Origin of the sequence: Cellvibrio chitinivorans (assembly GCF_035117775.1) — a bacterium.
GTDB lineage: Bacteria > Pseudomonadota > Gammaproteobacteria > Pseudomonadales > Cellvibrionaceae > Cellvibrio > Cellvibrio chitinivorans.
In genome coordinates, this window is record NZ_JAYKKN010000001.1 from 1,413,066 (window position 1) to 1,439,791 (window position 26,726).

General features: G+C 49.0%; 14 protein-coding genes and 1 tRNA gene. 11 read left to right on the plus strand and 4 right to left on the minus strand.

The window, feature by feature from the left end:
- Nucleotides 1-138 precede the first annotated feature (138 nt).
- From SPL68_RS05970 to trxC, 4 genes are all read left to right on the plus strand, one after another.
- Nucleotides 139-1,323 (plus strand): efflux RND transporter periplasmic adaptor subunit, encoded by a 1,185-nt coding sequence (locus SPL68_RS05970; protein WP_323814163.1) that lies wholly within the window; start codon nucleotides 139-141, stop codon nucleotides 1,321-1,323.
- Between the two features lie 169 nt (nucleotides 1,324-1,492).
- Entirely contained in the window at nucleotides 1,493-4,696 is a 3,204-nt protein-coding gene (locus SPL68_RS05975) for an efflux RND transporter permease subunit (RefSeq protein ID WP_323814164.1), read from the plus strand.
- Nucleotides 4,693-6,138 carry an efflux transporter outer membrane subunit gene (locus tag SPL68_RS05980; protein WP_323814165.1) on the plus strand — a complete coding sequence of 482 codons (1,446 nt, stop codon included), beginning with the start codon at nucleotides 4,693-4,695 and terminating at the stop codon, nucleotides 6,136-6,138. The genes SPL68_RS05975 and SPL68_RS05980 overlap by 4 nt, the downstream gene beginning before the upstream one ends.
- A 233-nt stretch (nucleotides 6,139-6,371) precedes the next feature.
- The gene (trxC, locus tag SPL68_RS05985) at nucleotides 6,372-6,812 is read left to right on the plus strand and encodes a thioredoxin TrxC (RefSeq protein ID WP_323814166.1); all 441 of its coding nucleotides are present in this window, start codon (nucleotides 6,372-6,374) and stop codon (nucleotides 6,810-6,812) included.
- Between the two features lie 111 nt (nucleotides 6,813-6,923).
- Here the strand turns inward: trxC and SPL68_RS05990 are convergent, their stop codons facing one another.
- Complete coding sequence (locus SPL68_RS05990; RefSeq protein WP_323814167.1) at nucleotides 6,924-11,135, minus strand: BspA family leucine-rich repeat surface protein; 4,212 nt, start codon at nucleotides 11,133-11,135, stop codon at nucleotides 6,924-6,926.
- Between the two features lie 160 nt (nucleotides 11,136-11,295).
- Here SPL68_RS05990 and SPL68_RS05995 point away from each other — a divergent pair, with 160 nt between their 5' ends.
- From SPL68_RS05995 to SPL68_RS06005, 3 genes are all read left to right on the plus strand, one after another.
- Nucleotides 11,296-13,728, plus strand: coding sequence for a sensor histidine kinase (locus tag SPL68_RS05995; protein ID WP_323814168.1), 2,433 nt, complete (start codon nucleotides 11,296-11,298; stop codon nucleotides 13,726-13,728).
- Complete coding sequence (locus SPL68_RS06000) at nucleotides 13,725-14,333, plus strand: response regulator transcription factor (protein WP_323814169.1); 609 nt, start codon at nucleotides 13,725-13,727, stop codon at nucleotides 14,331-14,333. The genes SPL68_RS05995 and SPL68_RS06000 overlap by 4 nt, the downstream gene beginning before the upstream one ends.
- Before the next feature lie 177 nt (nucleotides 14,334-14,510).
- Nucleotides 14,511-18,569, plus strand: coding sequence for a hypothetical protein (locus tag SPL68_RS06005; protein WP_323814170.1), 4,059 nt, complete (start codon nucleotides 14,511-14,513; stop codon nucleotides 18,567-18,569).
- A gap of 39 nt (nucleotides 18,570-18,608) precedes the next feature.
- On the opposite strand, the gene fabF is transcribed toward SPL68_RS06005, so the two are convergent.
- Nucleotides 18,609-19,892 (minus strand): beta-ketoacyl-ACP synthase II, encoded by a 1,284-nt coding sequence (fabF, locus tag SPL68_RS06010; protein ID WP_323814171.1) that lies wholly within the window; start codon nucleotides 19,890-19,892, stop codon nucleotides 18,609-18,611.
- Between the two features lie 89 nt (nucleotides 19,893-19,981).
- On the opposite strand from fabF, the gene SPL68_RS06015 reads away from it, so the two are divergent.
- Nucleotides 19,982-20,626 carry a TetR/AcrR family transcriptional regulator gene (locus SPL68_RS06015; protein ID WP_323814172.1) on the plus strand — a complete coding sequence of 215 codons (645 nt, stop codon included), beginning with the start codon at nucleotides 19,982-19,984 and terminating at the stop codon, nucleotides 20,624-20,626.
- A gap of 221 nt (nucleotides 20,627-20,847) precedes the next feature.
- On the opposite strand, the gene SPL68_RS06020 is transcribed toward SPL68_RS06015, so the two are convergent.
- Nucleotides 20,848-20,932: transfer RNA gene (locus SPL68_RS06020), tRNA-Leu, on the minus strand.
- Between the two features lie 161 nt (nucleotides 20,933-21,093).
- Between SPL68_RS06020 and rnr the strand changes: the two genes are divergently transcribed.
- Nucleotides 21,094-23,784: a ribonuclease R gene (gene rnr, locus SPL68_RS06025; protein WP_323814173.1), complete on the plus strand. Its 2,691-nt coding sequence runs from the start codon at nucleotides 21,094-21,096 to the stop codon at nucleotides 23,782-23,784.
- A gap of 131 nt (nucleotides 23,785-23,915) precedes the next feature.
- On the plus strand, nucleotides 23,916-24,659 hold the full coding sequence (gene rlmB, locus SPL68_RS06030) for a 23S rRNA (guanosine(2251)-2'-O)-methyltransferase RlmB (protein WP_323814174.1): 744 nt from the start codon (nucleotides 23,916-23,918) through the stop codon (nucleotides 24,657-24,659).
- Between the two features lie 103 nt (nucleotides 24,660-24,762).
- Here rlmB and SPL68_RS06035 read toward each other — a convergent pair whose 3' ends face one another.
- On the minus strand, nucleotides 24,763-25,380 hold the full coding sequence (locus SPL68_RS06035) for a hypothetical protein (protein ID WP_323814175.1): 618 nt from the start codon (nucleotides 25,378-25,380) through the stop codon (nucleotides 24,763-24,765).
- A 156-nt stretch (nucleotides 25,381-25,536) separates the two neighbouring features.
- On the opposite strand from SPL68_RS06035, the gene SPL68_RS06040 reads away from it, so the two are divergent.
- Nucleotides 25,537-26,442 carry a LysR family transcriptional regulator gene (locus SPL68_RS06040; RefSeq protein WP_323814176.1) on the plus strand — a complete coding sequence of 302 codons (906 nt, stop codon included), beginning with the start codon at nucleotides 25,537-25,539 and terminating at the stop codon, nucleotides 26,440-26,442.
- Nucleotides 26,443-26,726: the final 284 nt, after the last annotated feature.

Here is a 26,726-nt window from a genome sequence, read left to right on the forward strand (position 1 = left end):
TTCCTGTGTAAAATTTTGTTGACCTACATACCGACCGGTATGTATAGTTTGCCGAAATATCTGGTAAAGCCTCTCTGTTTTTCCCTTTAAGGGAGTGTTACACGTCATTGATTTGCTAAAGAGCAACAGGAGACCATCATGAGTCACAAAATTCATCCGCACAAATTACTTTCTCGCAAACTAATCACTCTTAGTGTTTTAACCATACTGACAGGTATTGTCGGGTTCCATCATCTTACTACTGTAACAGCAGCTACCCCATCGGCCATACCACCTGCGCCAGCGGTGGATGTGGTTATTTTGCAGCCGCAGGCCATTCGCGCTTGGGCCAGTTTTTCCGGCCGACTTGCTCCAGTTGAAAGCGCTGCCATCAAACCTCTGGTCAGCGGCACCATTCAGCAAGTGCTGTTCACTGAGGGGCAGCAGGTGAAAAAAGGTCAGCCATTGTTTGTGATAGATCCGCGCCCGCATCAGGCATCGGTTCAGCGTGCGCAGGCACAGCTGGCGACGGCGCAATCCCGCGCAAAACTAGCAAAGGATGAATTGAATCGCGCCCAACAATTGATCGCAGCCAAGTTGGTGTCGCAAAGTGTCTACGACTCTGCCTTGAGTGCGCATCAGGTCGCGCAGGCGGATGTAAAACAAGCTGAAGCGGCGCTGAGTCAATCCAAACTGGATCTGGAATATGCTCACATCAGTGCGCCTATTTCCGGCCGTGTCGGTCGCGCTGAATTAACTGCAGGAAACGTCGTGGAAGCAGGAGCTAATGCGCCGCTGCTCACGCAGATTGTTGCTAACGACAAGCTCTATGCAGAGTTCAATGTGGATGAAGCGACTTACATTCAGTTTGTGCGCAATACGCAAAATACGCAGCAGATGCCGGTGGAATTAACACTCGCGAGCGATGCGAGTGTTACTTATAAAGGCCATATTTCTGCGTTTGATAATCGCTTGGATACCGCCAGCGGCACCATTCGCGCCCGCGCTATTTTTGACAATAGCGACGGTGCACTAACCGCCGGTATGTTTGCCAATGTGCGTTTGGGCTCGGCTGAGGAAATGCAGGCGCTGTTAATTCCGGAGCGTGCAATCGGCACCAACCAAAGTAAAAAATATGTATTGGTGGTGGATGAAAACAACACTGCCAACTATCACGAAATCACTTTGGGTGATCACTATCAAGGTCAGCGAGTAGTGGTCGCGGGTGTTAATGCGGGCGATAAAATTATCGTCAATGGTTTATCCCATGTGCGACCTAGCACTGTGGTGAATCCGAATGTAACGCAAGAGGGTTCGACAGCGGCAGTTGCATCCACCCACTAGCTAATCATCGTTTCAATTTCTTTTTAGTTTTCTCTTTTTAGTTTTCTCGTTTTTTCTGAGTTATTGATTAAGGAGTCCTGTTGGTGCAACGCACCAACAGTCTCCAAACTCATCTCCACATTTTGATATTTATTTTATTTTTTATTGCAGCCAAGCAGGCAGGTTCAGTATGAACATATCCAAATTTTTTGTGGATCGCCCCATTTTTGCCGGAGTGATTTCACTGCTGATTTTTATCGCGGGCGCCATCGCCATGTTTCAGTTGCCGATTTCGGAATACCCGGAAGTATCTCCACCATCGGTGGTGGTAAATGCGTCTTACCCAGGTGCAAACCCGAAGGTGATTGCAGAAACGGTTGCGACTCCATTGGAGGAGCAGTTGGCGGGTACGGAAAATATGTTGTACATGTTTTCGCAAGCGACTACCGATGGCCGCTTAACACTCACCGTCACTTTTAAAATTGGTACCGATGCTGACCTTGCGCAGCAAATGGTGCAAAACCGTATCTCACAAGCGCTGCCGCGGTTGCCGGAAGTTACCCGTCAGCAAGGTGTGACAGTAGTAAAAAGCTCGCCGGATTTAACCATGGTGGTGCATTTGATTTCGCCGGACAAAAGTTACGACGAGCTCTATCTGCGCAACTATGCATTGATGAATGTTAAAGATGAGTTGGCCAAGGTTCCCGGTGTGGGCATGGTGCGCTTGTTTGGCTCGGGCGATTACGCCATGCGCATCTGGTTGAACCCGGAAAAAATTGCAGAGCGAAATCTCACCGCTAATGATGTGGTAAGTGCAGTGCGCGAACAAAATGTGCAGGTCGCAGCCGGTATTATCGGCGGTGCGCCAGTAACTGATTTGGTGGATGTGCAATTGCCCGTGAATGCCAAAGGCCGTTTGGATAATCCGGAAGAGTTCGGTGAAATTATTATTCGCGCCGGCAGCAATGGTGAGATCACTCGCTTGAAAGATGTCGCTCGCGTGGAGATGGGTGCATCGGAATTTGCATTGAACTCCATGCTTGATAGCCAACCCGCAGTTGCTATTCCAATCTTTCAAGCGCCCGGCGCTAACGCCATTCAAATTTCTGACAATGTGCGTGCCACTATGGCGCAGCTGAAAGAGCGTTTTCCTGTTGGTGTTGATTATCAAGTTGTTTACGACCCAACGGTGTTTGTAAAAAGCTCTATTAAAGCGGTGATTAAAACCTTGCTGGAAGCATTGGCATTAGTTGTAGTGGTTGTGATTCTGTTTTTGCAAACCTGGCGCGCGTCAATTATTCCGCTACTTGCCGTTCCCGTTTCAATTGTGGGTACATTTGCGTTGATGTGGGCGTTTGGTTTTTCAATTAATACTCTCTCGCTTTTTGGTTTGGTATTGGCTATCGGTATCGTGGTGGATGATGCCATCGTAGTGGTAGAAAACGTTGAGCGAAATATCGAAGAAGGTTTAACGCCGATTGCTGCAACCTATAAAGCCATGCAGGAGGTGAGTGGGCCGATTATCGCTATCTCGCTAACATTGATTGCGGTGTTTGTGCCTATCGCATTTGTGAGTGGTTTGACCGGACAATTTTATAAGCAGTTTGCGCTGACGATTGCTATTTCTACCGTTATCTCCGCTATCAACTCTTTAACTTTAAGCCCTGCGTTAGCCGCACTCTTATTGAAAGGGCACCATGAACCAAAAGACGTTTTAACACGCGGAATGGATAAAGCATTTGGAGGATTTTTTGCGTGGTTTAATCGCAGTTTTACGCGCGCTTCAGGTAATTATTCGACCCGCGTCGGAAAAATTCTCGGGCGCAAAATGGCAGCGGTGGGTGTTTATGCGATTTTATTGGGAATCGCTGCGGTGGGTTTCAATATTATCCCCAAAGGCTTTGTGCCCGCGCAGGATAAACAGTATCTCATCGCCTTTGCACAATTGCCCGACGGTGCAACCTTGAAGCGTACCGAGCAGGTTATTCGCGAAATGGGTGAGATAGGTTTGGCGGAAGCTGGTGTGGAAAATGCGGTGCAATTTCCCGGTTTGAGCATCAATGGTTTTACCAATAGCTCCAGCGCGGGGATTGTGTTCTTCCCGTTAAAAGATTTTAACGAGCGCACCAGTGATGAGTTATCGGCAGGTGCTATCGCACACAAATTGCAAATGAAATTTGCCGGAATCGAAGAAGCTTTTATTGCGATTTTCCCGCCGCCACCAGTGCGCGGCTTGGGAACAACGGGCGGATTTAAATTGCAAATTGAAGATCGCGCTGGTTTGGGTTACGAGAAGCTGGCGGAAGTTGTGGCGCAAGTGCAGCAAAAAGCCATGCAGCGCCCTGAGCTTGCAAGTGTGTTTTCCAATTACAAAATTAATGTGCCGCAATTGTATGCCGATGTGGATCGCACTAAAGCCAAACAGCTTGGCCTGAATGTCAAAGAAATTTTCGACACTATGCAGGTGTATTTGGGCTCGCTCTACATCAATGATTTCAATCAATTTGGTCGCACCTATCAAGTAATTGCACAGGCAGATGCTGAATATCGCAACACACCAGACGATGCGCTGCAATTAAAAGTGCGCAACGCGCAGGGCGATATGGTGCCGCTCGGCGCTGTGCTCAGCATGCAAGAAAGTTACGGCCCAGAGAGCGCGGCGCATTACAACGGCTACTTGGCTGCTGATATTAATGGCAACGCGGCACCGGGTTATTCCAGTGGGCAAGCGCAGGATGCGATTGCGGAAATTCTGGATGAGGTTTTGCCCAGCGGCATTGTGTATGAGTGGACCGACTTGACCTATCAGGAAGTGCTTGCGGGCAATACGGCAATTTATATTTTGCCGCTGTGTTTGTTGCTGGTGTTTTTGGTGTTGGCGGCGCAGTACGAAAGTTTGGCCTTGCCATTGGTGGTGGTGACGATTGTTCCGCTGTCGATTTTGTCTGCACTTTTTGGTGTGTGGATCAGCAACGGCGACAACAACATTTTTACTCAGATCAGCTTGTTTGTACTCGCGGGGTTGGCAAGTAAAAACGCAATTTTGATTGTGGAATTTGCGCGTGAATTGGAAATGCGCGGTATGGAAACCTATCAAGCGGCGATCACCGCAAGCCGTATGCGTTTGCGCCCGATTTTGATGACCTCTTTCGCATTCATCATGGGGGTATTGCCGATGGTGTTCTCTACCGGTGCCGGTGCCGAAATGCGCAGCGTGATGGGTATCGCCGTGTTCTCGGGCATGTTGGGTGTGACCTTCTTCGGTTTGTTTTTCACGCCTATGTTCTATGTGTTGCTGCGCAAACTTGAAGGCTCGCGCAGCTATAAAGTTGAAGATAATTCTGTCCCTGTACTGGAAGATAAAAGTGCAGAGCATAAAGAGGTGCAAGTATGAAACAAGCACAATTAATGAAACTGTTTGCGCTGGCATTGTTGCCGCTGGCGATCAGTGCCTGTAGTGGATTTAAATCCGTTGAGCGTGCCAGTGAATTGGCAAATGTATCGGAAGCTCCCGCTGCATTTGCTTTGCAGCAGGGAATGACCCAAGAGCAGCCAGTGGCTGCCTGGTGGTCACAATTAAATGATGAGCAGTTGAATCAATTAATTGCCGACGCATTGCAGCAAAACCACTCGATTCGCATAGCGCAAGCGTCACTGACGGAGTCACGCGCATTGTTGCGCGATAGTAAATTGGATCGCTATCCAACAGTTGAAGCTAGCGCAACAGGTGTTCGTCAAAAGCAAAGTGCAGATGTTGTTGGCGCTACAGGTTCGCGCATTAGCGAAACTTATGCGGCGGATTTTGATGCAAGTTGGGAGCTGGATATTTTTGGTCGAGTGCGCAACGGTGTGAAGTTATCGCAAGCACAATTGGCTGCGCGCGAAGCAGATTTGCAAGCGGCGCATGTAACTATTGCTGCCGAAGTGGCCAGCGCTTATATCAGCTTGCGCGGCAATCAATATCTGCTCGATGTAGCGTTGCGCAATGTACTCAATCAGCAAGAAACCTTGCAGCTCACGCAGCGTTTTGAAGAGGTAGGGCGGGGTGATCAATTGGATGTTGCACGTGCTGAATCGCAATTGGAATTAACTCGCTCAACTATTCCAGCATTAAGTGCACGAGTTAATGTAGCGTTGAATCGTATAGGAGTGCTGACCGGAAAACCAACTGATGCGCTAAAGCAGGAATTGGCGCAGGTGAAATCGCTACCTGAAATTCCCGCATCATTTGCAGTTGGAAATCCTGCGGATTTATTAAAGCGCAGGCCTGACATTCGCCGTGCAGAGCAGGCGCTGGCCGGTGCGGTCGCCGAATACAATATTCGCGTAGCTGATATTTATCCGAGCGTAACCTTTACTGGTGGCTTGGGCTACTTATCAACGGATTGGACGCGTTTGGGAAATAGTGAAACCGATACCTTTTCATTTTCGCCACGGATTCAATGGGCAGCATTTAATCTTGGCCGTGTTAATGCGCAAATCGATGCTGCCGATGCGCGCACTCAAATACGCATTGCTGAGTTTGAACAACAGGTTTTAGTTGCGCTGGAAGAAACCGATAACGCCCTGCAAAATTTTTCGCGTGAAGAAGAGCGTCGCACAGGATTGCAGCGGGCGCTGAGTGCGAGCAATCAGGCAGCTGAAATTGCCAGCAAAAAGTATGAAGTAGGTAGCGGTGATTTTCTGGCAGTATTGGATGCGCAGCGTTCACAGTTGGTTGTCAGTGCAGAATTAGCGCAGAGCGATATGCAAGTGTTGATGAACTTGATTGCTGTTTATAAATCGCTAGGTGGAGGCTGGGAATTGGCTGCTCCTTCTGTAGTAGCTAAACAGTAAGTAGCTAAACAGTAAGTAGCCAAACAGTAGCCAGGCGATAGCACCCTATCATTGACCTGAGGTTGATTTGTTTTTGCCTGCCATTGTCCCCTTTACAATGGTGGGCTTTTTTGTATTTGATGTATCGATATAGCTAAGGTCGGACCATTTCGATCCAAGTGGTTGAAATCCAGGCGCTTGGAATCTCACAATAGATTCAAACGTTACATATTTATTGAATATCTGGAGTTGTTATGAGTGCAGTGCAAATTAATTGCCCGAGTTGTTTTGCCACTAACCGCCTGCCTGCTGAGCGGTTAACCGATAAACCGAGTTGCGGTAAATGCAAACGCACTTTATTTATCGGAAAGCCCTTGGAATTAAATCCGGGCAATGTCGCGAGTACCATCGAAAAAAATGATATTCCAGTGTTGGTAGATTGCTGGGCGCCCTGGTGTGGCCCCTGCCAGAGTTTTGCGCCTGTATTTGAACAATTGGCGGCAGAGTCAGAACCTTATATGCGCTGCGCTAAACTCAATACCGAAGCTGTGCCATCAATTGCCCAACGCTGGGGAATTCGCAGTATCCCTACGCTGATTTTATTCAAGGGCGGTAAAGAAGTTGATCGGGTTTCAGGTGCTATGCCGTTACAGCAATTAAAAGCGTGGTTGGTGAAGGCGGGAGCGTTTAATTAAATAAAAACGCCCAGCACAGAGCGTCTGTGTGGGCGTTTTTTTCTGCCATTGATTGATCAATATTTCAGGTTTGCTTTACATGTGAGCTTAAGCAAACCGGGCTTTATTGTATTAGGGTGGGGGCAATAAGCCTCCATCGGTAATAATCCAGCCAAAGTTATTGACCAAGGTATCGCGCGCGGCTTGTGCATCTGAGGAGAATCTTGTTGTACCAACATTGAGATCCACCGCATTTTTAAGACTGGGTAGTTGGCTCCAACCCTGTAACATTTCATCGTAATTTTCCCGGGAAAGTGCACCAGCTACAAACAGATCGCTCATGTTTGTAACATTGGAAACATTCCAGGAACCGAGATTTTGATCAAAGGCTATTGCACCTCTGAACATACGTGACATGTTGGTGAGGTTGGCAACATCCCAATTACTGATGTCCGCATTAAAAACATTGGCCGCAAAAAACATATCGCTCATATTGGTTACATTGGCGACGTTCCAATTGCCAATATCTTGATTAAATGCCAGAGCCTCTCTGAACATTTGATTCATGGCAGTGACATTGGCGACATCCCAATTACCAATAGGTTGATTGAAGGCTTTGGCTTCTCTGAACATATTGCCCATATCGGTAACCTTGGACGTGTTCCACTGGCTAATGTCCTGATTAAATGGGGTGCGGAAAAACATCTCGCGCATACTCCTGACATTGGCGACATTCCAATTGCCAATAGGCTGATTAAACGCGCCGGTCTCTCTGAACATGTTGCCCATATCGGTGACGTTGGAAACATCCCAATTGCTAATGTCAGCGTTGAACACATTGGTTCCAAAAAACATATCGACCATATTCCTGACATTGGCGACATTCCAATTTCCTATAGGTTGATCAAACACATCGGCCTCTCTGAACATGGCGTTCATATTCGTGACATTGCCGACGTTCCAGTTGCCAATGGGTTGGTTAAACTCTCTAGCCTCCCTGAACATGCTCGACATATTGTTGACATTGGAAACATCCCAATTGCCAATAGCGTGATTGAATTTTGTGGCCCTGAACATGCTGGTCATATTGGTTACATTGGCGACATTCCAGCTGCTGATGTCCAGATTAAAATTGTCTGCACCATTAAATATGTTTTGCATAAAAATGACATTAGAGACATCCCAGTTACTGATATTGCCGCTTAGATTGTCAGCATTAGCGAACATGTTCGCCATGCTAAGCACTTGTGATAAATCAGGTGCATTGATGTCATTAATTGTTAGATCGCGACAATTAAAAAATGCCTGACTCATTGAAAGCCAGGTTCTGTTGCCCCACTGCTCGACCGCTATTAATTTTTGCGAATCGGTTTGTGTTGAGTCGCTTGTTGATTTGAAAAACGGTTGAGGGAAGGTACCGGTAATCGAGACATTGTATTCACCAGATGATGCATAGGTGTGGGTAATATCACCAGTCACATTTTCATTCACTGAACCATCGCCCCACTCAATTCGAAAGTTATAAGCAAAGTTGGGTGAAGTGAGGATAGTGATTTGATTGTCATCACTCATGCCAGGATTATCGGTTTTCCAGCGCGTAATAAACGGGGTTTGTTCTATGACACTTAGCTCAATAAGCGCAGAGCTGTTGCCCACTGCATTGGTTGCGGTGATGGTGAATGATGTTGTTTGTGCGGTAGCGATTGTGCCAATAATTTCGCAGGTGCTGCCCGCTACTTGAAGGCTAAGCCCTTCCGGTAATGTATCCGCTGTACAGCTATCGGGTGAGCCACCATTGTTTTTAATGCTGATAAGAACTTGGTCATTGGTTTGCGCATTGATGGACTGATCTTGTAGATCCGGAAGCGCTAACAGGCCACCATCAGATATTTCCCAATCAAAGGTATCGGTCAAAATAAAACGGGCGGCTTCTGCGGCTGAACTGTAGGGAGTGGGGTAAACACTGAAAGACAACCCTTCTTGCAAGGGTAACAGCGACCAGCCGATCAACAAGGCATCATAATTCTGTATCGTTAACCCCGATTCTTCCGCGAAGTCCCTCATGCTTGTCGCGTTCGAGACATTCCAGCTGCCAAGGTTTTGATTAAACGATTCTGCACTTTCAAACATGGCTTCAAAATCAGTGACATTGGCGACGTTCCAGTTGCTGATGTCCTGATTGAATGTAGTTGCGTTTGAGAACATATCTGACATGTCCGTCACATTGGAAACATTCCACTGACTAATGTCCTGATTAAATGCTGTTGCATTTGAGAACATGCTTGCCATGTTCGTTACGCTAGAAACGTCCCATTGAGTGATATCGCTGTTAAACGCAGTTGCTTCATTGAACATAAATTCCATACTGGTTACATTGGATACGTCCCAGCTGCTCAAATCACCGTTGAAATTTTCTACAGAAAAAAACAATCCGGTCATGTCCGTTACATTTGAAACATCCCAGTGACTGACATCGCCAGTAAAATTAGCAGCGCTGGCGAAGGTGCCGAGCATACTGGTAACGCGGGATAAATTCGGTGCTTGGTTGTCGTTAATTACCAGATTCGCTGCGCCTGCAAAGGCAAATTCCATCGACAGCCAAATCCGATTGCCCCAAGCATCTACCGATAAGAGTTTATTGGCATCATTGTCGCTTTCACTAAAAAAGTCGAAAAAGGTTTGAGGGAAACGGCCAGTTATTGAAATTTGATATTCGCCGGGCGTGGCGTAGGTGTGGGTGATATCACCGGTAATATTTTCATCGATGCTGCCATCGCCCCAATCGATGTTGTAGTTGTATTCAAAATTCGGCGAGGTGGCAATGGTGATTTGGTTGTCGTCACTTAAGCCTTCGTTATCGGTTTTCCACGTGGTTACAAAAGGGGTTGCAGCCTGAATTTGAAACGAGACTTGTGCGCTGTCACTGCCATCAATGTTAACTGCCGTCACGGTGAATTGGGTGAGGCCGATCAGCTCGCTTGCATCGCCGCTGATTTCACAGGTGGTTGCATCAGCTGATACTGCAACAGTGAAACTGTCCGGCAAATCGGACGAACACTCGGTAAGGTCTTCGCCGCCGATGTTATCCAATCTTATGTTGATGAGTTGATCTTGAATTAAGTTCAGGGTAGTTACGTCCACCAAATCCGGTGCAGTAAATATCGGTTGGCTTGAACTGCTGCTTGAACTACTGCTGATTGCGGAACTGCTTGCCTCTGAACTACTCGCAACCGAACTTGTTGGTGCAGAACTTATGCTGCTAGAAGAAATTGGATTGCTGGATACAGAGGAGCTGCTCTGATTAATTACCGAGCTTGCACTGCTGCTGGAAACTGGAGGGATACCGCCGCCAGTCGTCACATCAAATACTGCAGTAACATCACCCGCAAGTAGAGTTGCGCGAGTCATCGTTAAAGGTAAGGCCGATGCTAACACCCGAATGCGGATCTGCTGACCAGCTTCCACACTGCCTGCGGCACTGGTGAAATCACCATCATCAATCGAGTACTCACCGCCGGTGATGGAGATAGCAGCTGGTGCATCTATCCCGCTCAGGGTAATTGCCTCGGATACCACTGGCACGCCCAGTGCCACATTGAACTGTGCGGTGAAAGTAAATGCATCCGGTGTGGTATCTACAATTGGCGCACTGCTTGAGCTACTGCTGATTGCAGAGCTGCTCGCAACCGAACTGCTGCTGATTACTGAACTGCTTGCTTCACTGCTGCTCGCTACAGAACTGCTCACGGATGAACTGGAAGAACTGCTAACAATCGAGCTAACTGAACTGCTGCTCACCGCAGAGCTGCTTAGAGCTGAACTCGCGCTGCTTGCGACTGAGCTACTTACTACCGAGCTACTCGCAACCGAACTTGCTGGTGCTGAACTTGTGCTGCTAGAAGAATTTGGGCTGCTGGATACTGAAGAGCTGCTTGCGACAGAGTTGGCAACACTGGAGCTACTCACGCTCGCCAAACTACTGGTTACTCCGCCACCGATCACTGAGCTTTGTACGCTGCTTGCGGTGCTATTAACGGAGCTACTGGCGCTACTGATTTGATCGACGCTACTCGCCTCACTGCTAGTGCCATCGCTACTTACGGATATAGCACTGCTGGCGATGTCGGAACTGCTGGCACTACTGATGGGCGTTTCACTGCTGGTAATGGAGCTACTGGATGAAATCGTAGTGGTGCTGCTTGGTGTGGTGCCGCCGCCACCACCTCCGCCGCCACCTCCGCCACAAGCGACCAGCAATCCTACTGATGCGATTAGCCACCATAATCGAAGTGTTTTGTAACTAAGGGCGCAAATAATGCGCGCGAGAGGGTATAGAAATGCCATATCAAATGTGTCCTATTAGAGAATTTTGGCGCGAGTATGCGCAAGCAAACATGAGAGGGTGCCGCTCAAATGGGCACAAAAAACTGACCAACAATACAATTTTTGTGTTGGCCCGCGTACCCGACAAATGTCGGGTTAAGTGAGGAAAAGGAAATAAGGCATGATTGACACAGCTATCATCGGAAGGCATGTTGCCCCACCCCCCTATATTCTGCTCGGGCATTTAATGGATACAAAACCCCTGTTTGCACACGGATCTAGCGTCCGCCTTTGGTCTTGCCTTGGGGTCGGAATCCTCGTGTTGGTGAGCATTCTGGCGCTGCTGTTTGATAGCACCTTAAGGTCAGCGCCAATTGCAGCGATGACAACTCTCACACCCACTTCGCTGGTGCGCACTGACACCCGCTATGCACTGGCATCCATTGATCACTCATCAGGATTTGTACCTGCACCTGAAGGAATGGCGCTGGTCGATGCTGCAGATTTTCTCGCATCCAATACCGGCGACCTGAGCCCAAACTTTCGCAAACACAGCCGCTATTGGCTGTTCACTCAAGTGGATAACAAAACCAATACCAGCGACTGGATGCTGCACATTAGCAACTTTGGTTATCGCCAACCGGCGGTGCTGATTAAGGGAGTAACAGGCCAGAAAATTATCCATTTTCACAATGATGGCTCACCCGACGATGCCGACATCAACACCATTGGTAGGGCCATCAGACTGCAGTTGCACGCGGGGGAGTCCTATTGGCTGATCGTGGAGTTAAAGGCCGATCATGCGACCTGGCACCCCTACATAGGTTTAATGAGCAGCACTGAGTACATGCAATGGAAAACGGCAATGGACCTTATCTACAAGATGGCCATTGGCATGATTCTGGGGATGGCTCTGCTCGGAGTAGCCTGCTGGCTTATTATTCGTGAGCCCACTTTTTTCTGGGCGGCAGGGGCGGCGGTTGTGATGCTGCTGTTCTATCTGGAGCACAGCAGTTTGCCCGCGCTTTTTTGGTTGTGGGATTATGAAAAAGGCGCACTTTTTTGGATGCTTTCAGCGGGAACCGTTTTTTTTCAACTCGCGTTTGCCGCCAGTTTTCTTAGTATCAATCGCCATTCCGGTTTTTGGTTTTATGCGTTCGCCGGTGTAGTCGCAATGACGCTGTTGTTGGGAGCGCTTAGCCCAATACTGCCGTTTCGGATAAACATGATGTTGTTTGCCATCAATTATCTACTGGCTACAGCCATCATTCTCTGCTCGGGTATCGCCAAAGTGCGCAGCGAAGGCAGCTACTACATTATTTATATTTTGGGCTGGTTGCCTGTAGCTCTGTCGGTTATCGAGGTGGTGATAGTCACTCAGGGTGTGTATCAGTCAGACCATGTAGTCGATGAGTCTTACAAAATGATTTGGGCCTTGTATATCCAGATTAACCATATGCTGCTGCATGCAATGGCGATGATCCTGCGGGTTCGCGCCTTGCGCGAGCAAAAACTGCGCGCGGAATTTATGAGTGAATCCAAATCCCGTTTCATCGCCCAAAGCAGTCATGACCTGAGCCAACCGCTTAATTCCATGAAGCTATTTCTGGAACATTTGCAGCCCTATATTCAGGAACCTGCGGGCGATAAAATTTTCCGCCGCTTGAAGCAAACCCATCGCCAGATGCATGAATCTTTTCACGCCATGATGGATTTAAGCCAGCTGGAAGCAGGGCGCATCCAACCGGAAATCAAACCTATCATTCTCAGTGAGCTGTTTATACGCCTGCAGCCGGAGTACCGTATGCTGGCCAATGACAAAGGCATAGGTTTGGCATTTCACCCCGGCTCATTGCAAGTAATGAGTGACCCTATGCTACTGGAGCGTATGCTGCGCAATCTGCTCTCCAACGCGATCAAATACACCGATGAAGGACGCGTACTGGTGGTGTGCCGGCGCCGCAAACATCAGGTCGCCATAGAGGTGTTTGATACCGGATGCGGTATTGAAGAAGATGCCCGCCAGCATATCTTTGATATCTACCAGCGCTCGACCGAACAATCGGAACAAAAAGACGGTGCGGGGATTGGTTTGTCGATTGTTAAACACATCGCAGACTTGCTACAGATTCCCATCAGACTGGATTCCACCCCCGGCAAAGGCAGCCGCTTTAGCCTGCTACTGCCGCGTGTGTGCGATGACACTACCCGTGTGGCGACACTGAATAAATCCGAACCCCAAGTGCTGTTGGTATTAAGCGATAAGCAACTTGAGCAAGAGATGATTGAGCGCTTAACCAACTGGAAATGCCTAGTGCACTGCGCCGCAGCACTGCCCTACATACAACAGGGCGAGCTAAAACCGGCGCTGCTGATCTGCGACCATCAAGCACTTATCGCCAGTGATCGCTCACCAGAAAGCCTGAACTATCCCGCCCGCGGCATAATCACCGCCTGCATTTGTAAACCGGCAACGCCGCTGCCCGAACACTGGTCAGCGCTGTCGATTCACGCCTTGCCATCGCAAACTCGTGCGTTATTAAATGCCGCCGCGCGCCGCAAGCAAATGGCGCATCATGCCAGCGACGGCGCCAATAACCGGAGTGGGCTATGACGCTTAAAGTACTGGTGATCGAGGATCACGAACTCTATCGCGAGGGGTTGGAACTCCTGCTGAAAGAGGTCATTCCCGGCGTACAACTGGTCACCGCTGCTGACTTCCCCAGCGCGCGTATTGCACTGGCAAGTCACGCCGATATCGCCCTGATTCTGCTCGACATTCAAATACCCGGCACCACTGGCCTTGAGGGGTTGGAGGCGATCAAAAACGCCTATCCCGCGCTGCCGCTGGTGGTGGTCTCATCGGTGAATCACTACGCCAGCATCCAGCAAATGTTGAATCTGGGCGCCGATGGGTTTATCGCCAAAAGCTGCTCCAAAGCCACCATGCTGAAAGCACTGCAGGATGTGTTAAACGGTGAAAAAGTCATTGTGGGCGAACAGGCAGCGACCGATGTGCTCTCGCTCTCGCCACGGCAGGTGACGATTCTGGAGCTGATGGCGCTCGGGTTATCCAATAAAGAAATTGCTGCGCAATTGCATATTTCGCCCGCCACTGTGCGCGAATATGTCTCTGACCTTCTCTTGATATTCTCCTGCGAGAACCGCACTCAAACCGTGTTAAAAGCGCGCAGCCTCGGGTTTATTCTTGGTTTCTAATTGCGATAAATACATCTGAATCTCTGGTGATATTTGCCGCGCCCTCTCTATTTACCGCGCCCCCTCCATTTGTCGGGTACTACCGTTTGATAATCGTTCGTAATATGCCCCCCTTTAGCTTGGGGGTTCTATACTGACATCCCCAATTTTTCATCCATTAAAAATTGGGTTCAGTACATGAAATACGGAAGGCTCTCGGCTCATTTATATGTTTTATCTCTCGCAGCTGTGCTGTCGGCTTGTGGTGGCGGAGGAGGTGGTGGAGGCGGAACTACACCAAGCAGCACCACTACGACTTCATCCAGTAGTTCCATTGCCAGCAGTGAAACGCCCATCAGTAGTGCCAGCAGTTCCGACATCGCCAGCAGTGCTATATCCGTAAGTAGCGATGGCACTAGCAGCAGCGAGGCAAGTAGCGTCGATCAAATCAGTAGCACCAGTAGCTCCGTTAATAGCACCGCAAGCAGCGTACAAAGCTCAGTGATCGGTGGCGGAGTAGCCAGCAGTTTGGCGAGCGTGAGCAGCTCCAGTGTTGCCAACTCTGTCGCAAGCAGCTCTTCAGTATCCAGCAGCCCAAATTCTTCTAGCAGCACAAGTTCAGCACCAGCAAGTTCGGTTGCGAGTAGCTCGGTAGTAAGTAGCTCAGTCGCAAGCAGCGCGAGTTCAGCTCTAAGCAGCTCTGCGGTGAGTAGCAGCTCAGTTAGCTCGATTGTTAGCAGTTCTTCCAGTTCATCCGTGAGCAGTTCTGTAGCGAGCAGCAGTGAAGCAAGCAGCTCAGTAATCAGCAGCAGTTCGGTTGCGAGCAGCTCTGCGATCAGCAGCAGCTCAAGCAGTGCGCCAATTGTAGATACCACACCGGACGCATTTACTTTCACCGCACAGTTCAATGTGGCACTGGGCGTGCCAGTGGTATCCGAGGCAATTACCCTGAGCGGGATAGATGCACCAACTGCCATCTCTATCACCGGCGGTGAGTACTCGATTGATGATGGTGATTTCACCAGTGCCGCAGGCAGTGTGGAAGCTGGCCAGCAGATCCGCATTCGGGTGTTAGCATCGGCCTTACCATTAACGATGACTCGCGCAACTCTACTTGCGGGTGATGTTACTGCAGTATTTGATGTGACGACTGGCGGCGGTATTCCTCCAGTTTCCAGCAGTAGTGCAAGCTCGGTAATTAGTCAGAGCAGCTCCTCTGTGTCCAGCAATCCAATTTCTTCTAGCAGCATAAGTTCTGCACCAGCAAGCTCAGCTGCAAGCAGCTCGCTTATCAGTAGCAGTGAAGCAAGCAGTTCAGTAGTAAGTAGTGCGAGTTCAGCTATTAGCAGTTCTCAAGTTAGCAGCAGTGAAGCAAGTAGCGCTGAAACCAGCAGTTCGGTTGCGAATAGCTCAGAGACAAGTAGTTCAGAGGCAAGTAGCTCAGAGACAAGCAGTTCTCTCTCTAGTAGCAGCGAAGCGAGTAGTTCTGAAGTTAGTAGCTCAGTTGCAAGTAGTTCTGAAGCAAGCAGCTCTGCAATCAGTAGCAGTTCAAGCAGTGCGCCTGCAGACACATCGCCCAATCTATTCAGTTTTGTGACTCAACATGATGTAGCGCCGGGCGCTTTTATCACCTCGGAAGTCATCTCTATCAGCGGAATAAATACACTTGCTCCTGTCTCGATAGTTGGTGGTGAGTATTCAATTGATGATGCTGTATTCACCGATGCTGCGGGCAATATCACTGATGGACAAAGCGTGCGCGTACGTGTTTTGGCCGCAAGTGCAGGCTTAACCACAACTCGCGCGACTTTAACTATCGGCGATATCAGCAGTGATTTTGTCGTGACCACTCACGCCGACATCACGCCCGATGAGTTTGCATTTGATGCACAAACCGATGTGGCTTTTGCGACGCTTATAGAATCAAACAGCGTAACCATTAGCGGCATAGATGAGCCTGTGGCCATCAGTATCACCGGCGGTGAATACAGTATTGGTGGTGCAGGTTTTACGCCGGAAGAAGGCGTGATAGAAGCCGGCGAAAGTGTTCGCGTGCGAGCGACATCGGCTAGCACTTTCGGTACGACTACCACAGCGACTTTGATAGTTGGCGATGCCAGTGCGGACTTTAAAGTCACCACGATTAAAGACACTCAGGCTCCACGCGCACTCGTACGTTTTCCATTTCCTGTGAGCATGACCTCAAGCAATACACTTTTGGTCCGTGGCGAAGCGCAGGACGATGAAAATACGCCAATTACTTCAGTCACTATCGAGGGTGTTGCCGCTACCAGTAACGATGGTTTTGCAACTTGGCAGGCGCAGGTTCCGCTGTCGTTGGGCAAAACAATTCTGAAGGTCAGCACTCAAGATGCGGATGGAAATATTGATGCTAACGCGGCCAGTTTTGCAGTGACCACGGGCGTGGTGATGGAAGATTTCCAACAGGCGCGCGGCATTGAATTTGATGCAGAAAATAATCGCGCACTGGTGGTCGATCAAACAGCGAAAGTATTGGTGTCGGTAGACCTTGAAACGCGCGGCAGAATTATTTTATCTGGCGATACAACCGGAACTGGCCCCGCATTCAGCTCGCCTACATCCGTTGCGCTTGATCGCACAAACAATCGCGCACTGGTAACGGACATCGGCCGCAAAGAAATTATCGCCGTTGATTTGGCAACAGGAAACAGAAGTACATTTTCTGCAAGCCCAAGCTGTTCGCTGGGTGGAATCAAAGACAAAGTCCCGCTGGCGGTTGCTATAGACGAGGCCAACAATCGCGCGCTGGCGATTGATTGTTTTGGTTCTCAAGCAGCGGTTGCCGCTATTGATCTAACTACCGGTGAGCGCAGCCGTTTGGACACCGGCGGCAAGCGAATCGATAACCTGACATCCATTGTCGTGGATAGCCAAAATAATCGCGCGCTACTGGCTGACTTTGGCCAGATTGTTATCGTCGGCGGTGTGGAGCAGAACTCTCCGCGAATTGTTGCGGTTGATTTTGCTACCGGTCAGATAACGGTTCTCTCTGGTAAGGATGGCACCAGAACTATAGGTGCAGGTCAAAATGTGTTTTCCAATCCCGTGTCGCTCAGCATGGATGCCGCCAACAATCGCGTTATCGTATTGGATGAAAATATTGACGATAAAGGCGCGGTGTTTGGTGTTGATCTGACAACCGGTTTCCGCAGTGTGCTGTCTGGCCCTCGCACCGGTGGCGGTTCTACAGGAAGCACCGCGTCGTTAGCGGATGCTATTGCTGTGTCGCTCAACAGTATCGATGGCAGAGCCTTGGTGCTTAAGACAACGAGCGATGTGATTATCAACGTTAGTTTGACTAACGGAAATCGCACCAACATTAGCAACCAAACCAATAGCACGAAGTTTGAATCGCCGAGAGGTTTGGCGCTCGATGGTCAACGTGTCTTGACCGTGGATGATATACGTGGCGCGATGTATAGCGTGAACAGTTCAGCACAAACGAGTTTTGTATCGTCCAACGCATTTACGTCCGGCATTGTCGATTTCGGCATACCCTTTGATCTTGCCCTGGACCAAAACAATAACCGCGTGCTGGTGGCTGATGGATCAAAAGGCGTGTTATCCGTTGATCTGTCTGTAATCGACATCACCAGGAATCGCACCCTGTTGTCGGGCGCGGGGGCAGGCACTGGTCCAACATTAACGGCAGCCACTTCCATTGCAATCGATAGCGAAGAAAATCTTGCCTATGTTGGCACCACGCAAACCAATGCCAAGTTGTTTGCGGTGGATATGACAACAGGTAACCGCACTCTGTTATCTGACAGTACAAAAGGTACCGGCCCCACACTCAGAACTGTCAGAGCCATAGTGGTGGATAAAGATAACAACCGCTTATTGGCCGCTAACGATGAATTTGGTGGTGATTTCATTTTCTCTGTGGATTTTGCAACAGGAAACAGAACCATTTTTTCTGGCGCAGGTGTAGGAAGTGGAATTGATTTTTCAGTGCCATCATCCATGGTGTTGGATATTGCTAACAATCGCCTGCTGGTTGCTGATCAATTAGCTCACGCCATTATCGCCGTCGATTTAACAACAGGCGATAGAACGGAATTTTCAGGCGCGAATACTGGCAGCGGCCCCGCAATTGATCAACCAACGGGCATAGTCTTGGTACCCAATGATATTGCTCTGATTATGGATGCGGGCGTCGATCAATTATTTGCACTGGATATGCTGACGGGAGAGCGTGTGTTAATTGCGCGCTAACCTTCAATCTAAATGATTTATCAAAACGCCCGATGTTCTTCATCGGGCGTTTTGTTTTGTTGGTTTACCCACAATCAGTGCCGCATTCACGCCGCCAAATCCAAAACCATTGCAAAGTGCATAATGTGTTTTCTGCTGGCGCGCGATGTTCGGAATAAAATCCAAATCCTGCATATTTTCATCGGCACTCTGGAAGTTCAGCGTAGGTGGCAGCAAATCTTCGATCACGGCCATCGCACTGAAAATAGTTTCGACTCCACCGGCCGCACCTAACAAATGTCCAATCGCTGATTTGGTGGATGACACGGGAATATTTGTCAGCTGTTCGCCAAATACTTTGCGTAGGGATGCAGCCTCGGCGCTGTCACCGACAGGCGTGGATGTTGCGTGCGCATTTACGTAATCAATATCGTCTGGTTGGAGTCCTGCCATGCGCAGTGCCGTCGTAATTGCCGCCGCTGCACCCGCACCGTCTTTGGGGCCAGAGGTAAGGTGATACGCATCGGCGCTGGTGCCATAACCACATAACACGGCGAGCGGTGTAGCGCCGCGCGCTTGGGCGTGTTCCAGTGTTTCAATCACCAATAATCCTGCGCCTTCACCCATGACAAAGCCTGAGCGGGCTGCGTCGAAAGGGCGGGATGCGCTGGATGGATTGGTTGCTTCGGTTGAAAGTGCTTTAAGCGCATTAAAACCCGCGAGCGACAGCGGATCGACACAGGCTTCGGCGCCGCCGACCAACGCGACCTTTGCCTCGCCACTGCGGATCATGCGCATGCCGTCCCCAATAGCCTGAATTCCTGCCGCACAGGCAGTTACCGGGCAACCTAAGGGGCCTTTGAAACCGTATTTAATGGAGACGTTTCCAGCCGCCAAGTTGGCCAAAAAGGCCGGCACGGTAAATGGCGAAATACGCTTGTAGCCTTGATCATCCAGTTTTTTTTGCGCTTCGGTGATAGTGGTAAAACCGCCAATACCGGTGGCAATAATCGTTGCTGTGCCTTGTTGATCTTCTTCTGTTTGCGGAAACCATTGCGCCTGGGTTAAGGCTTCCTGTGCGGCAGCGAGTGCATAAATGGTAAATAAATCGAGTTTTTTGCGCTCTTTGGGCTCGACCAATTGGTCTATATCAAATCCTGCGTCTGGATCTTTTTCGATGTCTGGTACCAAACCTGCAATCTTAATTGGCATATCATCGGTATCGAAACGGTCAATAAAGCCGATACCTGATTGGCCTGCGGTAAGCCGCTTCCACACTGGTTTGACGCCGCAACCTAAAGGGCTGATGATGCCCATTCCAGTGATGACGATGGGTGAATTCATGATTTCTCCAAAAGCTGACTTGAGGCGAAAAATCCTAGCACCCAGCTATTTATGATCAAGACAATATTCTGCCTGCCGGAAAGAACCATATGCCTTACCCAAAACATCATAAGCTGCAATCCAAAGATCGCATTCTGAAATCAGCTGCCGACTTATTTGCCCGCTACGGATTTGAAAAAGTGTCCATCGGGCAGATTATGAAATTGGCCCAGCTCACCCACGGCGCGTTTTATGCGCACTTTGAGTCGAAAGAGGCTTTATTTAAAGCCTCGTTTATTGACACGCTAAAAAATAGTCGTGCTGCGCGTCTGGTCAAAAAGCCGTTTGCTATCGGCCATTTAACCGCGCTAGTTACCGACTATTTAAGCCTGCGCGAGTTGAAACAAGATCCAATCTCCGTGCCGGAAGCTGTTTTATTTAACGAAATCGGTACCGACAATGTTGAAGTGAAAAAATTGCTTGAGGCGTCCTATATCCAACTGAAAAAAATGTTGGAAAGACGTATTGCCGCGCTGCGACGACTGGACAAACTTCCTTTCGATAAAGATCAAATCGCTGACAGTGCGCGCACAATTATTGCGTCGCTGGTAGGTGCAGTAACGCTGGCTAAAAGTATTTCGCAAGAAGAAGAGCAGCAAAAAATTCTACACGCTGCGCAAAAACAAATATTAATTATGCTGGGGGTAAATGAAGCTCAAGTTGGGCACTTATTGAAAGACGGATGCCGAACTTAAAAGCGAGTCTGTCGTTTTTGAGTCGCACCCTGTTTGTCGGCAGAGTGTTTATAAAGTGCCAACACCGGTACCAGCCCAGATATCAACACAGATACCAACAAATAATTTCGATAGGGGGATTTGGCAGGATGCTAGCCGGACAATCTCGGACGCTAAAAACGCAAAAACCCGCTGTTTTAGCGGGTTTTTGGTTCGATTCAATTTTTTATGAATCTTATGTTTGGTGCCCAGAAGAGGACTTGAACCTCCACGACTTGCGTCACCAACACCTGAAGCTGGCGTGTCTACCAATTTCACCATCTGGGCATACTCAGCTAGCTGAGGCCGCGCACTATAATTATCCGACTTCAGGTTGTCAACGCTGGTTTCAATTTTATTTGTAGGTTTGTCATCTTTGCTGACCTATAATCCAATTCATAGCGCCAGGAACGTTTAAAAACCGCCAATATTGCCTATAGGATGTCCAATTGACTAAACGTAAAGCCCCGCCCCGCGATGCTTTCGCCGCGCGCGAAGCCGAAAAGTACGAAAACCCTATCCCCAGCCGCGAGTATATTCTCGACCTTCTCGACAGCGCTGATCAGCCTGTGACCCATGAACAAATGTGCGTGATGCTGAAACTGACCGATGACGATCAGATTGAAGCTTTGCGCCGCCGCTTGATTGCCATGGCGCGCGATGGTCAGTTGATCAGTAATCGCCGCGATGCCTATGTGCGCATCGACAAGATCGATGTGGTGCGTGGCCGTGTGCAGGGGCATCGCGATGGATACGGGTTTGTGATTCGCGCCGATGGCGGCGAGGACATCTATCTCCACAATCGCCAGATGCGCAAGGTGTTCGATGGCGATGAGGTGCTGGTGCGGCTGTCGGGCGAGCAGTATCGCGGGAAAGAGGAGGGTGCGATTGTTGATGTGCTCATCCGCAATACCACGCAATTGGCGGGGCGTTTCTTTAATGAAGAAGGTGTACAGTTTGTGCGCCCGGAAAACCCGCGCATCACTCACGACATCATGATCCCCTTTGGTGCCTATGGCGGCGCTAAACACGGGCAGATCGTGGTAGCTGAAATCACCATGCAGCCGGACAAAAATCGCCTGCCAACCGGCCGCGTGATTCAGGTGCTGGGCGACCATATGGCGCCGGGCATGGAAATCGAACTGGCGATTCAGGCGCACGGTATCCCCAATGTGTGGCCGAGTGCGGCACTGGCCGAGGCGGCGGCTTTATCCCATGAAGTGGAAGAGAAGGATAAGCTGCATCGCGTTGATGTGCGCCATTTGCCGTTTGTCACCATCGATGGTGAAGACGCGCGCGATTTTGACGATGCGGTTTTATGCGAGCGTCGCCGTGGTGGCTGGCGTTTGTATGTGGCGATTGCTGATGTATCCCACTATGTTCCGGTGGATAGCGCCTTGGATGTGGAAGCGCGCGCGCGTGGCAACTCGGTGTATTTCCCCGATTATGTTGTGCCTATGCTGCCCGAGGCAATTTCCAACGGTCTGTGCTCGCTGAATCCGCATGTAGATCGTTTGTGCATGATCTGTGAAATGACGATCAGCACAGCGGGGCGCATTACCGGTTATGAATTTTATGAAGGCGTGATGCATTCGCATGCGCGCCTCACCTACACCAAAGTAGGTGAAATTCTGGAAGGCGATGGCGAGCTGAGTAAATCCCTGCGCGACGAGTACAAAGCGGTAGTGCCGCATTTGGAATTGCTGCACAAACTTTATCAATGTTTGCGCGCGGCGCGCGATGAACGCGGTGCAATTGATTTTGAAACAGTAGAGACGCGTATTCAATTTAATGAAGAGCGTAAAATCGAACGCATTGTTCCCATCAAGCGCAATGATGCGCACAAATTAATTGAAGAGTGCATGCTCTGCGCCAACGTCTGCGCAGCGACGTTTATCGAGAAACATAATCTGCTCGGTTTGTTTCGTGTGCACGAAGGCCCGACCGAAGCTAAGCTCACCAATCTGCGCGCGTATTTATCGGAATTGGGATTAGGACTTGCTGGTGGTGACAAGCCATCGCCCGGTGACTACCAACAATTGTTGCAAATGATTCAGGGGCGCAGCGATGCGAATTTGATTCAGACCGTCATGCTGCGCAGTTTGCGTCAGGCGATGTATCAGGTGGAAAATCACGGCCATTTTGGTTTGGGTTATGAAGCCTATACCCACTTTACCTCGCCGATTCGTCGCTATCCGGATTTGCTTGTGCATCGTGCAATTCGTTCGGTTATTCGCAGCACAGAACCTACAACCCATGTGCGCCGCATTGAAACTGCTAAAGCCATCCCCAAAAAATTTATCTATCCCTACAGCGCAAGCGACATGCTGGTTTTTGGTGAGCAATGTTCGCGTACTGAACGCCGTGCCGATGAAGCCACGCGCGATGTGGTGAGTTGGTTGAAGTGTGAATATCTGCGCGATCAGGTGGGTGCCGTTTACGGCGGCCATGTGAGTGCAGTGACGAGCTTCGGTTTATTTGTTGAATTAAATGATTTATATATCGAAGGTTTGATTCACATCACTTCACTGCCGCACGATTATTATCGCTTTGAGCCAGCGCAACACCGTTTGGTAGGTGAGCGCTCGCGCAAAGTGTTTGGCTTGGGCGATGAGTTGGTAGTGCGTGTAGTGCGCGTCGATTTGGATAATCGCAAAATCGATTTTGAGCTGGAATCAGATAACGCTGTGCGTCGCCCTAAATCAGCGATTAAACCCAAAGTAGAAAAACGCAAAGCGAGCAAATCCAAAGGAACCGCATCAAAAACCAAAGCAGCTGAAAAACCTGCGAAAAAAACGACAACTGCCAAGAAAAAAACCACAGCTACAAAAACTGCAACTGTAAAAACAACATCTGCTAAAAAAGCAGTGACTAAAAAATCTGCTAGCGCCAAACCAAAAACCGCGAAAGCGGCACCGGCAAAAAAAGTAGTAGTGAAAAAAACAGCTGCGAGTAAACCGGCAAGTGTGAAATCCAAAGATGAGGTAGAAAATGGCCGTAAAACTGCGAAAGCTGCAAGCAAGGCATCACCAGCAGCAGTTCAATCGCCAGCGCCAAAGGCAACAAAGAGCAAGGCTGTCGCTGGGGCAAAGAAGGCAACTGCTAAAAAGCCGGTGGCTAAGGCTAAGACAAAGACTTGATCGCTGGTTGCGTAGCGATAATTTTGTGAGCGATGAGCGTGAAAATCGCGAACTCTTTGTAGTGAAAGACCGGCTGTTGCGCGAACGTGAAACGCGCATCTCCGAGCGTTAATGACTAATCAGGTAAGTGTGTGAAACGAGAAATTATTTATGGCCTGCACGCGGTGCAGGCACTGCTGAAAAGTGCGCCCCAACGCGTAATTGAAATCTATTTGCTGCAAGGGCGCAGCGATCAGCGTTTGCAAAAAATTGTGAATGCAGCTGAGATCAATGGCATTCACTGCCAGCAAGTAGGGCGTAACAAGCTTGATGATTTGGTGAGCGATGAAAATCATCAAGGTGTTGTCGCAATCTGTACGCCCGGTGAAACTTACGATGAAACCTGGCTCTTTAATTTTCTGGAAAATCTGCGCGAGCCGGCGTTTTTGTTAATCCTCGATGGCGTTACCGATCCGCATAATCTAGGTGCCTGTATGCGTTCAGCGGAAGCGGCGGGTGTGCATGCGGTAATTGCGCCTAAAGATAAATCCACCGGTTTAACCCCTGTCGCGCGCAAGGTAGCTTGTGGCGCAGCGGAGGTCCTGCCATTTGTGCCGGTCACCAACCTCGCGCGCACGCTTAAAAAATTACAAGAACAGGGAATTTGGTTGTTTGGCGCAGCGGGTGAGGCCACTCAATCTGTTTACCAATCCAACCTTACCGGCCCGATTGGTATTCTAATGGGCGCTGAAGGTGATGGTTTGCGCCGCTTAACGCAAGATACTTGCGACCATCTAATGAATATTCCTATGGCGGGCACAGTGAGTAGTTTGAATGTGTCTGTTGCAACAGGTGTGTGTTTGTTTGAGGCGGTGCGTCAGCGACAAGCAAAGTAATAACAGTTTGATTTATTAGTAAAAAGCGGAGCTGCAAAATTTGCAGCTCCGCTTTTTTTATTTTTTTACTGCGCGAGTTGAATTTGAATTTTACGTGGTTCGTTTAATAAGAGTTTGGCGATGGGTAAATATCCGATTTCATATGCGCTTTATTTTTGTAGCAATAAACTAACCGACTCACTAATCCGAACAAAATGCCCAGTGGGGCTACAATGTAGGCAAATATAAAAAAGCCAAATTTGATAGCGGCGAAACTTGAGTAAATATAGGCGAGACCACCTGCAAAGCTCTGCGGGTTGGCGAGCATAATATAAGACACCAGATTTTCAAGTTGATCGCTAATCGGCGCTATAGCAGAGGCGAGGGCACAGAAAACTATAAACTTTCTTGCTTTGCTATCAACTAAAAATAAACGCGATATCAATACCAATACCAGCGGATGTAACAGCAGCACCGATAATATAAATAATGAATCCAGATGCTGCGTTTGCAGGTACACATCAAAGGTTCCTGAATCCATCAGGGCGCTGTACCAAGCCTTTAATTTTTCGGCACTGAATGACAGTTGCGCTACATAGTAGGGTACTGGGAATTTAGATGCAGCATAGCTGGCGGTCAGCGCTGATGACGCCCAATAATTAAATGCATAAAGCAGTGGCATTAATAGACTCAGTGTTAGTGTGCTGGGTGAGTGCAATAAATAGCTGTAGAGTTTGCTCATGGCTCGAGTCCTTGTTGAGTAATCATTGAGTTGTTTGCGATGCATCGGGTGAGAGGATTTTCTGCGACGCAGAGACTCGCCACAATATCGATATATGTATAGGCGTTATTCAAAATTGAATAGCAAGGCTGGGATGACAAAAGGAGGAAGGCAAAATTGGATAATGCGAATCGGTTGAATTTTGATTGGAGTTTGATTCAGGCATTTTTAGCGGTGGTGGATCATGGTGCTGTGGCGCGCGCAGCAGAAGCCATAGGCACGACCCAGCCAACGCTGAGCCGACAGATAGCCGCTTTGGAGACAGAAATAGGGGCTGCATTATTTACCCGCGGTGCGCGCGGTAGTGTGCTTACGGTTGCGGGAGCTGCTTTGGTTGAACCCGCGCGACAAATGCAAAATGCTGCCCACGCGCTGCAATTGGCAGCATCGGGGCAAAGTCAGTCATTGCGCGGCACAGTTCGTATCACTGCCAGCGAGTTAACCAGCGTATTTTTGTTGCCGCCAATATTGGCCAGTCTGCGCTGGAAATATCCTGACATCCAATTGGAAATTGTTGCCAGTAATGCGGTGGATAACTTGTTGGAGCGCGAAGCCGATATCGCGATTCGCATGCGCAAGCCTGAGCAGGATTCTTTAGTCGCTCGCCATTTGGGTGCGTTAAAAGTGGGTGGCTTCGCGAGCAAAGCTTATCTTGAGCAAAAAAATCTTCCATTCTCCCCTGTCACTATGGGCGAATTTGACTGGATTGGTTACGACAAAAATCCCGCGATTTTAAATAGCTGTCGTGCATTGGGAATTGAGCTGACGCGTGAATCTTTTGCGGTGCGCAGCGATGACCAAATGGTGTGCTGGCAAGCCATGCTCAGCGGCATGGGAATTGGTTTTGGGTTTGTTGTTTTAGCCAAACAATATCCCCAGCTGGTGCGGGTGTTGCCGGAAGACTGGATTAAGGATTCCGATATCTGGCTGACCGCTCCTTTGGAGTTGCGCACTAATCCCCGGATTCGGGCGGTTTATGATCATTTAGCCGATCACTTAATAAAACTAGTTGCTAGTCAATAATGGCTCATCGGGGTTTAACAATACTTGCAGTATTGTGTAGCGCATAAATTGCCTTTATTTCCCAATCATCTATCACCCAAGTCTTTTTTGCCAAATCCCAACTTTTTTATTCTAATAAAGTAAAAAATTTGGGAGCTTTTTATTTTTTTGTCATATCGGTGATTGTCAGCTCCTAAAACCAGTGATATATATGGCAACGTTGTCATTTGTTATTAAAGCAACTTAACAACCCGTAGTGCTCGGACTAGCGCTATGTCAGTACCCAGAAGGAACTCGCAATGAGT

Excerpts from the sequence above, each read along its gene's own strand:
- SPL68_RS05970 (WP_323814163.1), top strand. The coding sequence starts at position 139 with ATGAGTCACAAAATTCATCCGCACAAATTACTTTCTCGCAAACTAATC.
- SPL68_RS05975 (WP_323814164.1), top strand. The coding sequence starts at position 1,493 with ATGAACATATCCAAATTTTTTGTGGATCGCCCCATTTTTGCCGGAGTG.
- SPL68_RS05980 (WP_323814165.1), top strand. The coding sequence starts at position 4,693 with ATGAAACAAGCACAATTAATGAAACTGTTTGCGCTGGCATTGTTGCCG.
- trxC (WP_323814166.1), top strand. The coding sequence starts at position 6,372 with ATGAGTGCAGTGCAAATTAATTGCCCGAGTTGTTTTGCCACTAACCGC.
- SPL68_RS05990 (WP_323814167.1), bottom strand. The coding sequence starts at position 11,135 with ATGGCATTTCTATACCCTCTCGCGCGCATTATTTGCGCCCTTAGTTAC.
- SPL68_RS05995 (WP_323814168.1), top strand. The coding sequence starts at position 11,296 with ATGATTGACACAGCTATCATCGGAAGGCATGTTGCCCCACCCCCCTAT.
- SPL68_RS06000 (WP_323814169.1), top strand. The coding sequence starts at position 13,725 with ATGACGCTTAAAGTACTGGTGATCGAGGATCACGAACTCTATCGCGAG.
- SPL68_RS06005 (WP_323814170.1), top strand. The coding sequence starts at position 14,511 with ATGAAATACGGAAGGCTCTCGGCTCATTTATATGTTTTATCTCTCGCA.
- fabF (WP_323814171.1), bottom strand. The coding sequence starts at position 19,892 with ATGAATTCACCCATCGTCATCACTGGAATGGGCATCATCAGCCCTTTA.
- SPL68_RS06015 (WP_323814172.1), top strand. The coding sequence starts at position 19,982 with ATGCCTTACCCAAAACATCATAAGCTGCAATCCAAAGATCGCATTCTG.
- SPL68_RS06035 (WP_323814175.1), bottom strand. The coding sequence starts at position 25,380 with ATGAGCAAACTCTACAGCTATTTATTGCACTCACCCAGCACACTAACA.